Source organism: Corynebacterium xerosis NBRC 16721 = ATCC 373 (assembly GCF_001552415.1).
Classification (GTDB): Bacteria; Actinomycetota; Actinomycetes; order Mycobacteriales; family Mycobacteriaceae; genus Corynebacterium; species Corynebacterium xerosis.
Map to the genome: position 1 here is coordinate 112,199 of NZ_BCRD01000002.1, position 15,463 is coordinate 127,661.

General features: G+C 70.6%; 11 protein-coding genes and 1 pseudogene. 8 read left to right on the forward strand and 4 right to left on the reverse strand.

All coding sequences use genetic code 11. The features are described 5' to 3' along the window. Nucleotides 1-24: 24 nt before the first annotated feature. The gene (locus CX1_RS03415) at nucleotides 25-555 is read right to left on the reverse strand and encodes a hotdog fold domain-containing protein (RefSeq protein WP_046651426.1); all 531 of its coding nucleotides are present in this window, start codon (nucleotides 553-555) and stop codon (nucleotides 25-27) included. A gap of 143 nt (nucleotides 556-698) precedes the next feature. Beyond that, a complete protein-coding gene (locus CX1_RS03420; protein ID WP_046651425.1) occupies nucleotides 699-1,421 on the reverse strand; it encodes a M23 family metallopeptidase in 723 nt (240 codons plus the stop codon). Nucleotides 1,422-1,862: 441 nt separating this feature from the next. On the opposite strand from CX1_RS03420, the gene CX1_RS03425 reads away from it, so the two are divergent. From CX1_RS03425 to purH, 3 genes are all read left to right on the forward strand, one after another. Next, nucleotides 1,863-3,614: a cell division protein PerM gene (locus tag CX1_RS03425; RefSeq protein WP_156425053.1), complete on the forward strand. Its 1,752-nt coding sequence runs from the start codon at nucleotides 1,863-1,865 to the stop codon at nucleotides 3,612-3,614. A gap of 91 nt (nucleotides 3,615-3,705) precedes the next feature. Continuing rightward, a complete protein-coding gene (gene purN, locus CX1_RS03430) occupies nucleotides 3,706-4,347 on the forward strand; it encodes a phosphoribosylglycinamide formyltransferase (protein WP_046649427.1) in 642 nt (213 codons plus the stop codon). Beyond that, complete coding sequence (purH, locus tag CX1_RS03435; RefSeq protein ID WP_046649426.1) at nucleotides 4,344-5,963, forward strand: bifunctional phosphoribosylaminoimidazolecarboxamide formyltransferase/IMP cyclohydrolase; 1,620 nt, start codon at nucleotides 4,344-4,346, stop codon at nucleotides 5,961-5,963. Before purN ends, purH begins: the two co-directional genes overlap by 4 nt. Nucleotides 5,964-6,041: 78 nt before the next feature. Here purH and CX1_RS03440 read toward each other — a convergent pair whose 3' ends face one another. Further along, nucleotides 6,042-7,184, reverse strand: a complete 1,143-nt coding sequence (locus CX1_RS03440; RefSeq protein ID WP_046649425.1) for a cytochrome P450 — start codon at nucleotides 7,182-7,184, stop codon at nucleotides 6,042-6,044. 127 nt (nucleotides 7,185-7,311) lie between these two features. On the opposite strand from CX1_RS03440, the gene CX1_RS03445 reads away from it, so the two are divergent. The 3 genes and pseudogenes from CX1_RS03445 (at nucleotide 7,312) to CX1_RS03450 (ending at nucleotide 9,202) form a co-directional block, all read left to right on the forward strand. After that, nucleotides 7,312-8,001, forward strand: coding sequence for a TetR/AcrR family transcriptional regulator (locus CX1_RS03445; RefSeq protein ID WP_082719068.1), 690 nt, complete (start codon nucleotides 7,312-7,314; stop codon nucleotides 7,999-8,001). A gap of 18 nt (nucleotides 8,002-8,019) precedes the next feature. Next, nucleotides 8,020-8,232 (forward strand): annotated as a pseudogene (locus CX1_RS12775) (NAD(P)-binding protein); the annotation flags it as partial. 49 nt (nucleotides 8,233-8,281) lie between these two features. Then, nucleotides 8,282-9,202: an NAD(P)-binding domain-containing protein gene (locus CX1_RS03450; protein WP_244465355.1), complete on the forward strand. Its 921-nt coding sequence runs from the start codon at nucleotides 8,282-8,284 to the stop codon at nucleotides 9,200-9,202. Here CX1_RS03450 and CX1_RS03455 read toward each other — a convergent pair. Then, entirely contained in the window at nucleotides 9,199-11,328 is a 2,130-nt protein-coding gene (locus CX1_RS03455; RefSeq protein WP_060925289.1) for an AMP-dependent synthetase/ligase, read from the reverse strand. The two genes, CX1_RS03450 and CX1_RS03455, sit on opposite strands and share 4 nt — an antisense overlap. A gap of 484 nt (nucleotides 11,329-11,812) precedes the next feature. Here CX1_RS03455 and CX1_RS03460 point away from each other — a divergent pair, with 484 nt between their 5' ends. Continuing rightward, nucleotides 11,813-13,387, forward strand: a complete 1,575-nt coding sequence (locus tag CX1_RS03460) for a carboxyl transferase domain-containing protein (protein ID WP_046649432.1) — start codon at nucleotides 11,813-11,815, stop codon at nucleotides 13,385-13,387. Nucleotides 13,388-13,420: 33 nt separating this feature from the next. After that, a complete protein-coding gene (locus CX1_RS03465; protein WP_060925290.1) occupies nucleotides 13,421-15,463 on the forward strand; it encodes an ATP-binding protein in 2,043 nt (680 codons plus the stop codon).

Consider the following 15,463-nt stretch of genomic DNA (forward strand, 5'->3'; position numbering starts at 1 on the left):
CCCGCGGCGTGCCCGGGCACGCCGCTACTTCGGGCGCTTCGCCGTGATCCAGCAGGTGATCACGGCGTCCTGGACCAGCGTGCCCTCGGCGTCGACCAGCTCGATGCGCACGTCGAGGTTGCGGCCGCCCGACTCCGGCGTGATCTGCGTGAAGTCCGGCAGGTCGGCGGTGGCGGTGGCCGTCAGGCCGCCCTTGGAGATCTTCACGTAGTTCGTGGTCATGCCCTTGGGCACCCACCGGTGGGAGGCCGGCACGGATGCCTCGCAGAGCATGCCCATGACGAACTCGGCCAGGTTGCACGCGGCGATGGCGTGGAAGGTGCCGATGTGGTTCTGCACGCCCCACCACTTCGGGGCGGACGCCACGGCCAGGCCTGGTTCCATGACGCGCAGGCGCGGCAGCGAGGTGCGGAAATACGGCGCCTTCAGCGATACGGCGGCGGAGAACAGCCGGGTGCCGAGCATCGGGATGCGCGACAGCTTCTTCCACGTCTCGACGGTGGCCGTGGGCTTGCCCGTCGCGGGGCGGGTGGCGGGGAGGTTCGCGTCGTTCATCCCGCCAGCGTATGCCGGGCGACCGGCGCCCGGGCCGGTTTCGCGTGATCGGCGCAGGGCAGCGTCGCAGGGCGGCGTAGCAAAGCAAAAAAGCCGGTCCCCGCGCGAAGCGGGAACCGGCCGGAAAGCCGATAGCTGGCGTCCTAGAGGGAGCCGCCGGAGACGACGTCGAGGCCGCGCTGGATGAACCAGGCCACCGGGTCGACCGGGGTGACGCCATCGGGGTGGATCTCGAAGTGGAGGTGGGTGCCGGTGGAGAAACCGCGGTTGCCCATGCCGCCGATGACCTGGCCGGCGGAGACGCGCTCGCCCACGGCGACGCCGAGGGTCTCGAGGTGGCCGTAGACCGACACCGCGCCATCGTCGTGGAGGACGCGGATCCACTGGCCGTAGCCCTGGGCCGGGCCGGAATCGACGACGGTGCCGTCCATGATGGACATGATCGGGGTGTTGGTGACGTTGGCGATGTCGATGCCGTTGTGCATGGTGCCCCAACGCGGGCCGAAGCCGGAGGTGAAGGCGCCGATGGCCGGCACGGACAGCTGGGGGGCGCGGGCGGCGCGGTCGGCGGCGGTGCGGAGGTTGTTGTACTCCAGCGCGGTCGCCAGGTGCGTGCCCAGATCGGAGGCCGGGCGGAAGTCGCGGACCGACAGAACGGTCGGGGTGGAGGACATCTGCGTCTGGGCGGCGTCCTGGGCGACGAGATCCTTGTCGGTGTCCTCGTTGGTGTCGGCGGCGGCGGTGGCCGCGGCGCCGGAGACGGAGACGGCGGAGGAGGTGAGGGCGACCATCGCGATGCGGCTCTTGATCGACTTGCCCGGCTTGCGGTGGGCACCGGCCTTGCGTCGCGTAATGGTCTGCGTCACTTTCGTTCCCCTTGCGTCATGTGATCTCTTGGTTACCTTGGGCCTCTGTGACTGCCCCGAGGCCGCAAAACGTAACCATGTCGTTATGCAGCGGGTGCAACGATAACGAAACGGCAACCCTCGGGCAACCTGTTTGGCGCGATTTGCCGAGTTGTGTGACCTGGACCTCTTTACGTTGGTCCCAGGCTTTTTCAATAAGTCCACTTTTGCCACTTCAGTCCCATCTGTTGCGTGGGCCAGGGGGATCGGCGGGGCTGGTTCGAGGGGGCGTCACCCCCGCCACCCCCGCTGTAACGGGTCGCGTTGCACGGATTTCTCCGATTCGGGCGTTCCGCCGCGTCGCCCGGGCCGCATCCGCGCATCGCGATAGTCTCGTCCCAGATGATTCGGCCGCTCCGCGGTGGCCGATGAACGCCAACGGAGGAAAGGGACGGCATCGAAGTGAGTGACGCCAATCCGCGCAAGCGAACCCCGGGGCGGGGAACCCGCCGCACCGGGCCCTCCTCCCGTCGCGCGAAGGGCCGGTCGCCGCGCAGGGAACCGGCGCGGCCGGAGCGCATCTCGTCGGTGCCCGCCGCGGCCGGCGCCACTGCGCCCGCAGCCGCCACGTCCGCGGCAACCGCCACCGCCGGCGCCGCCGGAGTACCCGCCGCGGGTGATCCGCGCCCGGCGGCCGGCACGGCCCGTGCCGCCCGGATCCGCCGCTTTCTGCTCGCGGCCGCCGGGGTGCACGGGGTGGCGCTTCTGCTGATCATCTCCATCGCGGTCATCGGCGTCACCGTCGTCGGCGGCGGCTTCACGCCGCTGCCCGCGACCATTGCGGCGTCGTGGATGCTCCTCAATCTCGGCCCCTTCGAGTTCGGGGGCACCGATCTCGGCCTGGTGCCCGCCCTGCCCGCGATGGCGTATTTCCTGGCCGTCGCCTGGCGCGTCCGAAAGGAGGTCTCGGGGCCCGTGAGCATCCGCGACGTCCGCACCATGGCCGCCGTGTTCCTGGGCGTGCCCCTTGTGCTGACCCTCGTCGCCTGGCTGATGCTGTGGGACGCGTCCGGCGTCCTGCGCATCGACGCGCCGTTCCTGCCCGCCGCGCTGGGCTCGACGGCGGCGATCCATGCGGGTGCGCTGCTGGCGGGCATGGGCCCGCGGCTGACGCGCGCCCTGCTGCGCCGGCGGTCGTGGCCGGAGTGGCCGCTGGCGTCGCTGCGACTGGCCGCGGAGTACGTCGGTTGGCTGTGGGCCGCCGGTGCGGTGGCGACGATCGCGTCCATGGCCTGGCACCACGAGTCGGTCCGCGAGACCTTCTCCATCGCCGGCGGCGGTGGCGGGGTCGCGGGGCTACTGTTGCTGTCGATCTGTTACCTGCCCAACATCGCCTTCGCCGCGGCGGGCATCCTCGTCGGAGCGCCCGCGAACGTCGGCGTCGCCGAGGCCGGTTTGTTCGCCGTCACTCCGGGCACCCTGCCGCCGTTGCCGACGCTCGCGGCGATGCCCCAATCGCATCTGTCTCCGGCGTTCGGTGTGCTGCTGGCGGTGCCGGTGGCCATCGCGGTGTGGCGCGTCCATCGTCATCTGCGGAAGGGTGCATCCGATCGCCCGTACGTCGAGGTCGTCGTCGCCGCGGTGATCGCGGGGTTGCTCGTGGCGCTGCTCGCGGCGCTGACGGGCGGCGAGGTCGGCCAGTACGGCTGGTCGGGCGTCAACTGGTGGTTCGCCGGAGTCCTGGCGTCGGTGTGGCTGGTCGTGCCGGGCGCGATCGTCGCGGTGATGCTCGGCGGCATCCCGCGCGGCGCCGTGTTCGGCGGTGAGCCCGGGGACGCGGACGGAGAGCCGGTTGACGAGCCCGCCGATGCCGAAGGCCCCGCCGGACCCGAAGTCGCCGAAAGCACGGAAGGTGCGGAGACATCTGAGGGCGAGGTGGCCGAGGAGAAGACCGCCGACGGGGAAGACGCGGAGGAGACGGTCGGTACGGAGGACGCGGACGGTGCCGACGAGGCGGCCGTCGCCGACGACGATTCCGTGGAAAACGTAGGAACCGAAAACGAGGAAGAAGCGGACCGTGAGGAAACGGGTCGCGAAGAAACTAACGGCGAGGAAAAGGACCGCGACTCCGCGGATTCGGCCGACGGCGATTCGGCCGGCGACGTCGTCAAGCAAGAGCCGGACGACGCTCCCGACGCCGGGCCCCGCGCCTGACCGCACCCGACCGCACCCGACCGCGCCTGACCGCGCCTGACCGGGGGAGGGGAAACTGGGGCATCGGCGCGAGTGGGTAGACTGTTCAGCCGTGACCGAATCACACAGCGCCCGGCCGGATGACGCGGCGGCGCCCCTGACCATCGTCGTGCTGGCCTCCGGCACGGGCTCGTTGCTGCAGTCGATGCTCGACACGCTCGACCCGGCGCGCGTGCGCGTGGCCGCCGTCGGCTCCGACAAGGACTGCGAGGCGCTGAAGCGGGCCGACGAGGCGGGGATCCCCTCCTTCCAGGTGCCGTTCGATGCCGCCGCCCGCGCCGACCGTGCGGGCTGGGACGCGACCCTGCTGGCCGCGGTGCGCGAGCATCGCCCGGATTTCGTCGTGTCGGCGGGGTTCATGCGCATTCTCGGGCAGGGGTTCATCGACGCCTTCCCGGACCGGATCGTCAACACCCATCCCGCCCTGCTGCCGTCGTTCCCCGGCGCGCACGCGGTGCCGGATGCGCTGGCGCACGGGGTGAAGGTCACCGGAACTACGGTGCACATCGTCGACGCGGGCGTGGACACGGGGCCGATCCTCGCGCAGGAGGCGGTCGTCGTCGAGGACGGCGACACCGTGGACACGTTGCACGAACGCATCAAGATCGTCGAGCGTCGGCTGCTGGTCGACGTTCTCCACACCATCTCGGAACGCGGAATCACGCGGGACGGACGAAAGGCGAAGTTTTCATGACCCAGGATCACGGCAGCATGGACCGCAAGCCCATCAAGCGCGCGCTCATCAGCGTCTACGACAAGACCGGTCTGGAGGATCTCGCCCGCGCCCTCCACGACGGCGGCGTGCAGATCGTGTCCACCGGCTCCACCGCGTCCCGCATCGCCGACGCCGGCGTGCCGGTGACCCCGGTCGAGGAGCTCACGGGCTTCCCGGAGTGCCTCGAGGGCCGGGTGAAGACCCTCCACCCGCGCGTCCACGCCGGCATCCTCGCCGACACCCGCAAGGACGATCACCTGTCGCAGCTCGCGGACCTGGGCGTCGAGCCCTTCCAGCTGGTCGTGGTGAACCTGTACCCGTTCACGAAGACCGTGGCGTCGGGCGCCGACTTCGACGCGTGCGTCGAGCAGATCGACATCGGCGGCCCGTCGATGGTCCGCGCGGCGGCGAAGAATCACCCGTCGGTGGCCGTGGTCGTGGATCCGGCGAAGTACGGCGAGGTCGCCGAGGCCGTCGCCGGCGGCGGCTTCACCCGCTCCGAGCGCACCGCCCTGGCCGTCGACGCCTTCCGCCACACCGCCTCCTACGACGTCGCGGTCGCGTCGTGGATGGGTTCCCAGCTTGACGACGAGTCGGCCGGCACTGATTCGGCGGATGGCGCCGTGGCGTTCCCCGAGTGGTTTGGCCACACCTACGAGCGTTCCGCCACCCTGCGCTACGGCGAGAACCCGCACCAGGCCGCCGCGCTGTACGTCGACCCGTCGGCGCCCGCGGGCCTGGCCCAGGCGGAGCAGTTCCACGGCAAGGAGATGAGCTACAACAACTACACGGACTCCGATGCCGCGTGGCGCGCCGCGTGGGATCACGAGCGCCCGTGCGTGGCCATCATCAAGCACGCGAACCCGTGTGGCATCGCGGTGTCGGACGAGTCGATCGCGAAGGCGCACCTGGCGGCCCACGCGTGCGACCCGGTGTCCGCGTTCGGCGGCGTCATCGCGGTCAACCGCGAGGTGTCCGTCGAGATGGCCGAGCAGGTCGCGGAGATTTTCACCGAGGTCATCGTCGCCCCGGGCTACGAGGACGGCGCCGTCGAGGTGCTGAGCCAGAAGAAGAACATCCGCATCCTCCAGGCGCCGGCGCCGCAGGGCGAGGCCACCGAGTACCGCCAGGTCTCCGGCGGCATGCTGCTGCAGGAGCGCGATGCGCTGCAGGCCGAGGGCGACGACGCCGCGAACTGGACCCTGGCCGCCGGGGAGGCCGCCGACGACGAGACCCTCGCGGACCTGGTCTTCGCCTGGAACGCCGTGCGCGCCGTGAAGTCCAACGCCATCCTGCTGGCCCGCGACGGCGCCACCGTGGGCGTCGGCATGGGCCAGGTCAACCGCGTCGATGCCGCGAAGCTGGCGGTCGAGCGCGCCAACTCCCTGGCCGGCGACGACGAGCGCGCCCGCGGGGCGGTCGCCGCCTCCGACGCGTTCTTCCCCTTCGCCGACGGTTTCGAGATGCTCGCCGAGGCCGGCGTCCGCGCCGTCGTCCAGCCGGGCGGCTCCATCCGCGACGCCGAGGTCATCGAGGCCGCGAACAAGGCCGGCGTGACCATGTACCTGACGGGCGCGCGCCACTTCGCGCACTAGTCGCGCACCGGTCGCCCGATAGACGAAGGCGGCCCCCGGGGATCACCCGGGGGCCGCTTTTTCGTGCGTGGCCGTGCGTCAGCCCAGCACGAGGTGGACGGTCCGCCATCCTCCGGCGGGACGTTCCTCGCGTTCCGACGGCCGGTCGCCGTCGAGGCGGAACGACCCCGTCGCCCGCAGCAGCGCGGCGATGGCGCAGCGGATTTCGATGGTGGAGATCAACCGGCCCGGGCACACGTGGGGGCCGGTGCCGTAGACGAGGTTGGCGGCGGCGTTGGCCTCCGGCCGGAATTCGTCGGGGTCGCCGAAGACGTCCGCGTCGCGATTGGCGGCGATCCAATCCAGCTCGACGCGCGACCCGGACGGGATGACCGCGTCGCCGACCTCGACGTCGGCGGTGGTGACGCGGCGGTTGGCGGGGAAGGGGTCGTCGATGCGCAGGATCTCGTCGATCGCCGCGTCCAGTTCGGCGGCGTGGGCGGTCTCGTCGGCGGCCCAGGCGCGCATGCGGTCCTGCAGCTCCGGTCGGGCGGCGAGGTAGTGGCCCACCACGCCGATCGATGCCGCGATGGAGCCGAGGTCGCCCGCGGTCCAGTTGCGCAGGATGGAAACGATCTCCTCGGTCGTCAGGGGACGCGAGCCGCCGGGCGCGGCGGGATCCTCGACCCGGTCCGCCATCAGGCGGGACGTGGGATCGGCGCCCGCGCCCCCGTCCGGTTCCTTGTCGGCGAGGATCCCGCGGATGATCTCGTCGAACCGGCGGGCGACCTCGGCGGTGCGCCGGCGATCGCCGGAGCGGGTCGCCGCATGGTTGTCGTCCATCCACCCGGTCAGCGTGGCGTCGAGGGAGTCGGGCCAGCCGAGCCATTCGCACTGGGAGCGCACCGCCACGCGGCGGCCGAATTCCCGGACCAGCTCCACGCCCGAGGCGGGGCCCTCGACGAGCCGGGCGGCCGCGTCGTCGGCGATGTGCCGGATCGACGGCTCCAGGGGGCGGATCACGTCATCGGCCAAGTGCCGGTCGATGACCGCCCGGAACCGCCGGTGCTCGTCGCCGTCCATGCCGTTGGGCACGTTGAGGTGCGAGGATGCCGCGCTGGAGAATCGCCGCGGGTCGCGTGCCGCGGCCTCCACCTCGGCGTGGCCCCGCAGGGCCCATGTGCCGTCCGGCCCGCGCCCGACCGGGCACCGGGACTCGGGGGAGGGGGTCGTTCCGGCCATTTCAAAGTCCCTTCATCGATGCGTATTTGACGGTCGACTCCGACGATACGTCGGTCCGGCGCGGCCCGCCCGGGTCCCGGTTACGCATTGTTCACCGAATGTGGCGCAGGCCACCTATGATGAACACATGTCACGTCGCGCTGAACTCAGGGAGCGGCGGCACGCGGAAATCATCGCCGCCGCCGCCGCCATGATCGCCGACCGTGGTTTCCACGTGACCAGGCTCGAGGACGTCGGCCAGGTCGTGGGGATCTCCGGCCCCGGCCTGTACTGGTACGTCTCGGGCAAGGACGACATGCTCGCCCAGATCCTGGTCGACATTTCCGTCCGCCTGGTCGACGGCGCCCGCGCGGTGATGGACCGTTCACGCGCCGAGGAATGGGCCGCCGACCGCACGTTGCGCGAGCTGCTCAGCTTCCACGTCGAATTCGCGGTCACCGAGCCGGACCGCATCCGCGTGCAGGAACGCGAGATCGGCAACCTCGCCCCGCAGCAGCGCGAGAAGGTCCGGTCGCTGCAGCGCATGTACATCTCCATGTGGGTCGACGCCCTGCGCCGGTCCGATCCGGCGCTGACCGAGGACGAGGCCCGGGTCCGCGTGCAGCTCGCCGCCGGCCTGATCAATTCCTCGCGCCACATCATCCGCTGGGCGGGGCCCGACGCCGTGCGCCGCGAGGCCATGGACATGGCCCTGCGCGCCATCGATTTGCCCAAGGAAGACGACCCCGACATCAGCGACATCGCCCGCGCCGCTCTCGGCGGCCGTCCCCGCAGCGCGGGGGAAATTACGGAAAACGGCGAGCCCGGGACGTCGTAAAGCAATAATCTCCCGCCCATGAACGTCCTGATCATCGGGGCCGGACCGTCGGGGCTGGCCACCGCGGCGGAACTGAAGAAGGCCGGGCTGGACTACGACCACGTCGAGCGGCACGACGGCGTCGGCGGGCTGTGGGACATCGACAATCCGACGACGCCGATGTACGAATCGGCGCATTTCATCTCGTCGAAGCGCCTGTCGTGCTTCCCCGGACGGCCCTTCCGCGACGACGTCGCCGACTACCCGCCGATACCGCGACGTCATCTGCGCCTCCGGCACGCTGTCGACGCCGAACCTGCCGGACATTCCGGGCGAGTTCGCCGGCGAGTACCGCCATTCGTCGACGTACCGGGGCATCGACGAGCTGCGCGGCAAGCGGGTCCTGATCATCGGCGCGGGCAACTCGGGCTGCGACATCGCGTGTGACGCGGCGCAGGCCGCGGAGTCGGCGGAGCTGAGCATGCGCCGCGGATACTGGTTCATCCCGAAGCACATCTTCGGCCGCCCCTCCGACGAGTGGACGGTCACCGGCCCGCAGCTGCCCGCCCGGATCATGCAGCTCGGCGCTCAGGCCATTCTGCGCCTGTACTTCGGCGACCTGCGCAAGCTGGGCCTGCCGAAGCCGGATCACCGCATCTTCGAGACGCACCCACTGCTCAACGACCAGTTGATCCATCACCTGCGGCACGGGGACATCTCGATCCGCGGCGACGTTTCGCTTTTCGACGGCCACGACGTGGTCTTCGCCGACGGTTCCCGCGGCAGCTACGACCTCGTGCTCGCGTGCACCGGATTCCACCATGCCGTGCCCTACGCGGGCGAACTTTTCGGCGGCTCGGACGGCAACGCGATGGAACGGCTCTACCTGGGCTTCGCGCACCGTCAGCGCCCCGGCCTGTGGGCCCCGGGTCTGATCGAGACCAACTCCGGGGCGTTCGGCGCGATCGGCCAGCAGGCGCGGTTGATTGCGGCGGTGCTGGCGTCGAAAAGCGGGAAGGCCGGCGCGGGCGACCGCGCCGACCTGTTCGCCCGCCGCCTCCGGGACAACGACGTCGACCTCACGGGCGGCTTGAAGATGGACCGCTCCGAACGCCACCGCGGCTACGTCGATTCGCACGCCCTGCATGCGGCGCTGGCCGACGAGCTCGAGGCGCTGGGCCTCGACGCCCGCCGGGACCGGCTGGGGGGACTCGCCGGTTAGCGGGCCCCGCCGCCGCGGCGCCTGCCGGGGGCCGGCGGCAGCGGGATGTCCTGGCCCTCCGCCAGAACCGGGTGCTCGTGCAGCGCGGGCTGCTCGAAGCTGACCCACTTTGCGCCGGCGGAATCGAAGCAGCCCTTGGCCAGCGGATCCGCGTACAGCTGCTCGAACTTGTCCTTCATCTGCTCGTGGACGTGCTTGCGGCGCAGCTTGAGGCTGGGCGTCAGCTCGTCGCCCTCGACGGTGAGCTCACGGTCCAGGATGCGGAACCGCTTGACCTGCTCCCACGAGTTCAGGCCCGCGTTGAGCCGGCCCAGCGACGCCTGCACGTAGGCGATGACCTTCGGGTCGCGGGTCATGTCCGCGAAGCTCTCCGACGCGCAGCCGTTGCGCTCGCACCATTCGCGCGTGGCCTTCTCCTCCAGCACGACCATGCCGACCATGAACTTCTTGCCCTCGCCGTAGGTGACCAGCTCCATGGCCAGCGGGCACAGGCCCTTGAACTCCGATTCGATGGCCGCCGGGGCGATGTACTTGCCGTTGGAGGACTTATACAGCGACTTCTTGCGGTCCGTGATGTACACGAAGCTGTTCTCGTCGATGCGGGCGATGTCGCCCGTGCGCAGGAAACCGTCGCCGGGCAGCGACTCCGCCGTCGCGTCCTCGCGGTTGTGGTAGCCGCTCATGTTCCAGGCGCTCTTGATCAGCAACTCGCCGTCCTCGGCGATCTTGTCCTCGACGCCCGGGAACGGCCAGCCGATGGTGCCGATGCGGTACGCCTCGAGGCGCGTCAGGTGGGTGATGCAGCCCTCGGTGAGGCCGAAGCCCTCCGCGATGGGCATGCCCACGGACAGGTACCACTTGGTGATGTCCTGGTTGATCGGCGCCGATCCCGAAATGAGCATGCGCACGTTGCCGCCGAGCGCCGCGCGGATCTTCGACAGCACCACCTTGTCGGCGATGCCGAGGCGGAACTGCAGCCACTTCGGCACTTCCTTGCCGGCCAGCCGCAGCTCGGTGGCCTCCATGGCCAGCGCCATGCTGACCTTGCCCAGCTTCGCCTTGACGCCGTTGCCCTCGAACTGTGCCTGGATGGCGGAGTACGCCTTTTCGAAGATGCGCGGCGCGCCGCCCATGACGGTCGGCTTGATGTCCTGCAGGTTCTCCACGATCTTGTCGATGCGCCCGTCGATCGCGGTGAGCGTGCCGGTGTTGATGGAGATGTACAGCAGGAAGCGCCCCATCAGGTGCGCCAGCGGCAGCCAGAGGAAGTGCAGGTCCTTCTCGTAGAGGCTCGGCGTCGACGTCACCGAGGCGACGTTGTTCATCCAGGCGCCGTGCGGGATGATCGCGCCCTTCGGCTTGCCGGTGGTGCCCGAGGTGTACTGGAAGGTCGCGATGGTCTCCGGGGTGACCTCGTCGATCGCGCGGCGGACCACGTGCGGGTCGGCGGCGAGCAGCTCGCGGCCCTGGTCCATCAGGTCCGACAGGGGGGAGACCCAGTCGGTGATCTCCTCGACGGAGGTGCCCGAGGGCGAATTGACGGACTGGGCCTGCGCGGACCAGGAATCGTCGATGACGTACACGTGCTCGATCTTGGGGATGGAGGCCCGGATGTCCAGGAGCTTGGCCACCTGGTCGCCGTCCTCCGCGATGACCATGCGCGCGTCGGAGTCGTTGATGATGAACTCGATGTCGCCCGGCACGGACGTCGGGTAGATGGCCACGGAGTTGACGCCGATCGACATCAGCGCCATGTCCGAGTTGACCCACGGCATGCTCGTGCCGGCGATGAGGGCGGCGGCGTCGCCCTTGCGCAGGCCCGCGGCGAGCAGGCCGGCGGAGTGCTCCTCGACGATGTCGCGGAACTGGCCCCAGGTGACCTCGGTCCATTCGTCGGCGGCGTCGCGGAACCGCCACGCCGGCCGATCCGGGGTGGCGGCGGCACGGCGCAGCACCATGGCCCCGACGCTGGTGGCGGGATTGTCCAGGACCTCGCGGTCGATGGGCTCGTCGGCGGGGGAGGAGTAACCGTCGATGGACCAGCCGTCCCCGGTTCCGGGCCGGGGCTTGGGCAGGCCGATGGTGCTGACGGGGGGCGGGCTGAGGTCGTTCTGCGGGGAGCTCATGGTTTCCCTTTCTCGCGGGGATCGGTGGCGGAGGGCGCTCCGGCGCCACAACTGGCTGACGCGGATCACGTTCAGGGAAATGTTAGGCGGGCGAACTGGTTTTGGGTGGGAGATTCGCAACATTGCGACCGCGCCGTTTCCTTTGGTGCCCCTTATGGGGCCGGGGGTGGGATGGCCTCCCGCGTCGGCGTCGTCAAGCCGGAGTGGAGCGGATCCGGGGGGAGGGGTGTGGCGCAGTACCCCCATTCGGTTAATTGTGACTAACTGGGTGTCGTCCGCGTTCCCGCAGCGTGCCGGGCTGAAACGGTGTTCGGCGCACCGCTCCTGCCCTTGGGCCACTTCACCTGCGAGTGATGTGGGGCATAGTTTCGCTTGGCAAGTGGTCCGAGTCACAGTAGTGTTTCGGCGCAGAGAGTTAATGAACGTTAACTAAGTGCGGGACACGCACCGCACCGCCGACCTTCACCCCCACACGGAGACGCACATGACGGACCCCGCCACCAACCGCGAGAAGCACGAGGCGCTCGTCGCCGACCTGCGCGACCTGCTCGCCCGCACTGCCGAGGGAGGCCCGGAGAAGGCCCGCGAGCGCCACGTCGCCCGCGGCAAGCTGCTGCCCCGCCAGCGCATCACCGAGCTGCTCGACCCGGGCAGCCCCTTCCTCGAGGTCGCCCCCATCGCCGCGCACGAAATGTACGGCGGCAAGGTCCCCGCCGCGGGCGTCGTGGCCGGCATCGGCCTCGTCGAAGGCCGCCGCTGCATGATCGTCGCCAACGACGCCACGGTCTCCGGCGGCACCTACTACCCGATGACGGTGAAGAAGCACCTCCGCGCCCAGGAGATCGCCGACGCCAACCGCCTGCCCTGCATCTACCTCGTCGACTCGGGCGGTGCGATGCTGCTCAACCAGGACGAGGTCTTCCCGGACCGCGACCACTTCGGCCGCATCTTCTACAACCAGGCGAACCTGTCCAAGAAGGGCATCCCGCAGATCTCCGCGGTCCTCGGCTCCTGCACCGCCGGCGGCGCGTACGTTCCCGCGATGAGCGACGAGGCGGTGATCGTCAAGGAGCAGGGCACCATCTTCCTGGCGGGCCCGCCGCTGGTGAAGGCCGCGACCGGCGAGGACGTCACCCCCGAGGAGCTCGGCGGCGGCGACCTGCACTCCAAGACCTCCGGCGTCACGGACCACCTGGCCCTGGACGACGCCGACGCGCTGCACCGCGTCCGGTCGATCGTCGACACGCTTCCGCTTGCCGACGACGCCCCGTGGGAGGTGCGCGAGACCCGCGAGCCGCTGCGCGAGCAGACCGACCTCTACGACATCGTCCCCGTGGATGCCCGCCAGCCCTACGACGTCCGCGAGGTCATCGAGACCATCGTCGACGCCGGCGAGTACCGCGAGTTCAAGGCCGAGTTCGGCACCACGCTGGTCACCGCGTTCGCCCGGATCCACGGCCACCCGGTCGGCGTCATCGCCAACAACGGCATCCTCTTCGCCGAGTCCGCCCAGAAGGGCGCGCACTTCATCGAGCTGTGCGACCAGCGCGGCATCCCGCTGGTGTTCCTGCAGAACACCACCGGCTTCATGGTCGGGCGCGAGTACGAGGCCGGCGGCATCGCCAAGCACGGCGCGAAGATGGTCAACGCCGTGGCCACCACCCGCGTGCCCAAGTTCACCATCGTCATCGGCGGCGCGTTCGGCGCCGGCAACTACTCCATGTGCGGCCGCGCCTACTCGCCGCGCTTCCTGTGGATGTGGCCCAACGCCCGCGTCGCCGTCATGGGTGGCCCGCAGGCCGCGATGACCCTGTCGACGGTCCGCCGCAACCAGATCGAGCGCTCCGGCGGCGAGTGGTCGGCGGAGGAGCAGGAGGCCTTCGAGGCCCCGGTCCGCGAGCAGTTCGAGGAGCAGTCGCACTGCTACTACTCCTCCGCCCGGCTGTGGGACGACGGCGTCATCGACCCCGCCGACACCCGCCGCATCCTCGGCATGGCCCTCGAGGTCGCCGGCGGAGCCCCGCTCGACGACGCCGGCTTCGGCGTCTTCCGAATGTAACCCGCACCGACAGCACAGAGAGGAGAGAAGCTCATGATCAACACCATCAACACCGTGCTCGTCGCCAACCGCGGCGAGATCGCCTGCCGCGTCATCCGCACCCTTCGCGACCAGGGGGTCCGCTCCGTCGCGGTGTACTCCGACGCCGACGCCGACGCCCCGCACGTCCGCGCGGCGGACGTCGCCGTCCACATCGGCCCGTCGCCGGCCCGCGAGTCCTACCTGGTCGCCGACCGCATCCTGGACGCCGCCCGCCGCACGGGCGCGCAGGCGATCCACCCCGGATACGGCTTCCTGTCCGAAAACGCCGCCTTCGCCCGCGCCTGCGAGGACGCCGGCATCATCTTCATGGGCCCGCCGGCATCGGCCATCGACACGATGGGCGACAAGATCTCGGCCCGGGCGACCGTCGAAAAGCGCGACGTCCCGACCGTGCCCGGCATCTCCCGCCCGGGCCTGACGGACGAGGAACTCATCGAGGCCGCGCCCGGCGTCGGGTTCCCGGTGCTGATCAAGCCGTCGGCCGGCGGCGGCGGCAAGGGCATGCACCGCGTCGAGCGCATCGAGGACCTGGCCGAGGCCCTGGTCACCGCGCGCCGCGAGGCCGCCGGCGCGTTCGGCGACGATTCGCTGTTCATCGAGCATTTCGTGGACACCCCGCGCCACATCGAGGTGCAGGTCCTGGCGGATTCCCACGGCAACGTCATCCACCTCGGCGAGCGCGAGTGCTCGCTGCAGCGCCGCCACCAGAAGGTCATCGAGGAAGCGCCGAGCCCGCTTCTCGACGAGACGGTCCGGGCGCGCATCGGCCAGGCCGCCTGCGACGCCGCCCGCTCCTGCGGGTACGTCGGCGCCGGCACGGTGGAGTTCATCGTGCCGGCCGCCGACCCGGACAAGTTCTATTTCATGGAGATGAACACCCGGCTCCAGGTCGAGCACCCGGTCACCGAAGAGGTCACCGGACTGGACCTGGTCGCCCTGCAGCTGGCCATCGCCCGCGGCTGCGAGCTGCCGATCTCGCAGGACCAGGTCACCATGACCGGCCATTCCATCGAGGCCCGCGTCTACGCCGAGGACCCGGCCGCCGGGTTCCTGCCCACCGGCGGCACCGTCACCCGCGTCGTCGAGCCGGCCGGCCCGGGCGTGCGCGTCGACTCCGGCATCGCCGACGGTTCCGAGGTCACGTCGCTGTACGACCCGATGCTGCTGAAGGTCATCGTCCACGGCGCCGACCGCGCCGAGGCGCTCGACCGTCTGGACCGGGCCCTGGCCAACACGGTCGTCGCCGGCGTCGGCGTCAACGTCGACTTCTGCCGCTACCTGCTCTCCGTCCCCGAGGTCGCCTCCGGTGACCTGGACACCGGCCTGCTCGACCGCGTCGCCGCGGACTTCGCCGACTTCCCGGTGCCCGACGAGGCCCTGGACGCCGCCGCGATGGCGTGGCTGGCCGGCCGCTGGCCCGACGGCCCCGCCTCCCCGTGGGCCGTGCCCGACGCCTGGCGCTCCGGCCGCGCCGGCACCCAGCGCCTGCGCCTGCGCACCACCAACGGCTCGAGCCTGCTGGCCATCTCCGGCACCCCGACCGGCGCGACGGTCACCGTCGACGCACGGGTCGCCGGAATCAGCGAGCCCGTCGAGGGCGAGGACGTGCGGGAGCCGCGCGAATACTCCTCGGCCATCCACCGCGACGGGGACCTGTGGCGCGTCGACTGCGACGGCATCGCCCGCCACTGGCAGGTCGAAACCGTGGCCGGCCGCAACGGCATCGACGTCATCGTCTCGTCCGACGAGGGCACCTGGGTCATGCACCGCGAGAACGTGGTCCGCTCGGCCGCCGACGACGACGGCGCCGGCGACGGCACCCTGACCTCGCCCATGCCCGGCACCGTCATCGCCCTGTCCGCCGCCGAGGGAGATCGCGTCGAGGCCGGCGCCCCGGTCCTGGTCGTGGAGGCCATGAAGATGGAGCACACGCTCCGCGCCCCCACCGCCGGCGTCGTGGCGTACCACGTCGCCGCCGGCGCCCAGGTTTCCACCGAAGTCCCCCTGGCCACGGTCGTCCCCGACGACGACTGA

Excerpts from the sequence above, each read along its gene's own strand:
- CX1_RS03415 (WP_046651426.1), bottom strand. The coding sequence starts at position 555 with ATGAACGACGCGAACCTCCCCGCCACCCGCCCCGCGACGGGCAAGCCC.
- purH (WP_046649426.1), top strand. The coding sequence starts at position 4,344 with ATGACCCAGGATCACGGCAGCATGGACCGCAAGCCCATCAAGCGCGCG.
- CX1_RS03440 (WP_046649425.1), bottom strand. The coding sequence starts at position 7,184 with ATGGCCGGAACGACCCCCTCCCCCGAGTCCCGGTGCCCGGTCGGGCGC.
- CX1_RS03445 (WP_082719068.1), top strand. The coding sequence starts at position 7,312 with ATGTCACGTCGCGCTGAACTCAGGGAGCGGCGGCACGCGGAAATCATC.
- CX1_RS03455 (WP_060925289.1), bottom strand. The coding sequence starts at position 11,328 with ATGAGCTCCCCGCAGAACGACCTCAGCCCGCCCCCCGTCAGCACCATC.
- CX1_RS03460 (WP_046649432.1), top strand. The coding sequence starts at position 11,813 with ATGACGGACCCCGCCACCAACCGCGAGAAGCACGAGGCGCTCGTCGCC.
- CX1_RS03465 (WP_060925290.1), top strand. The coding sequence starts at position 13,421 with ATGATCAACACCATCAACACCGTGCTCGTCGCCAACCGCGGCGAGATC.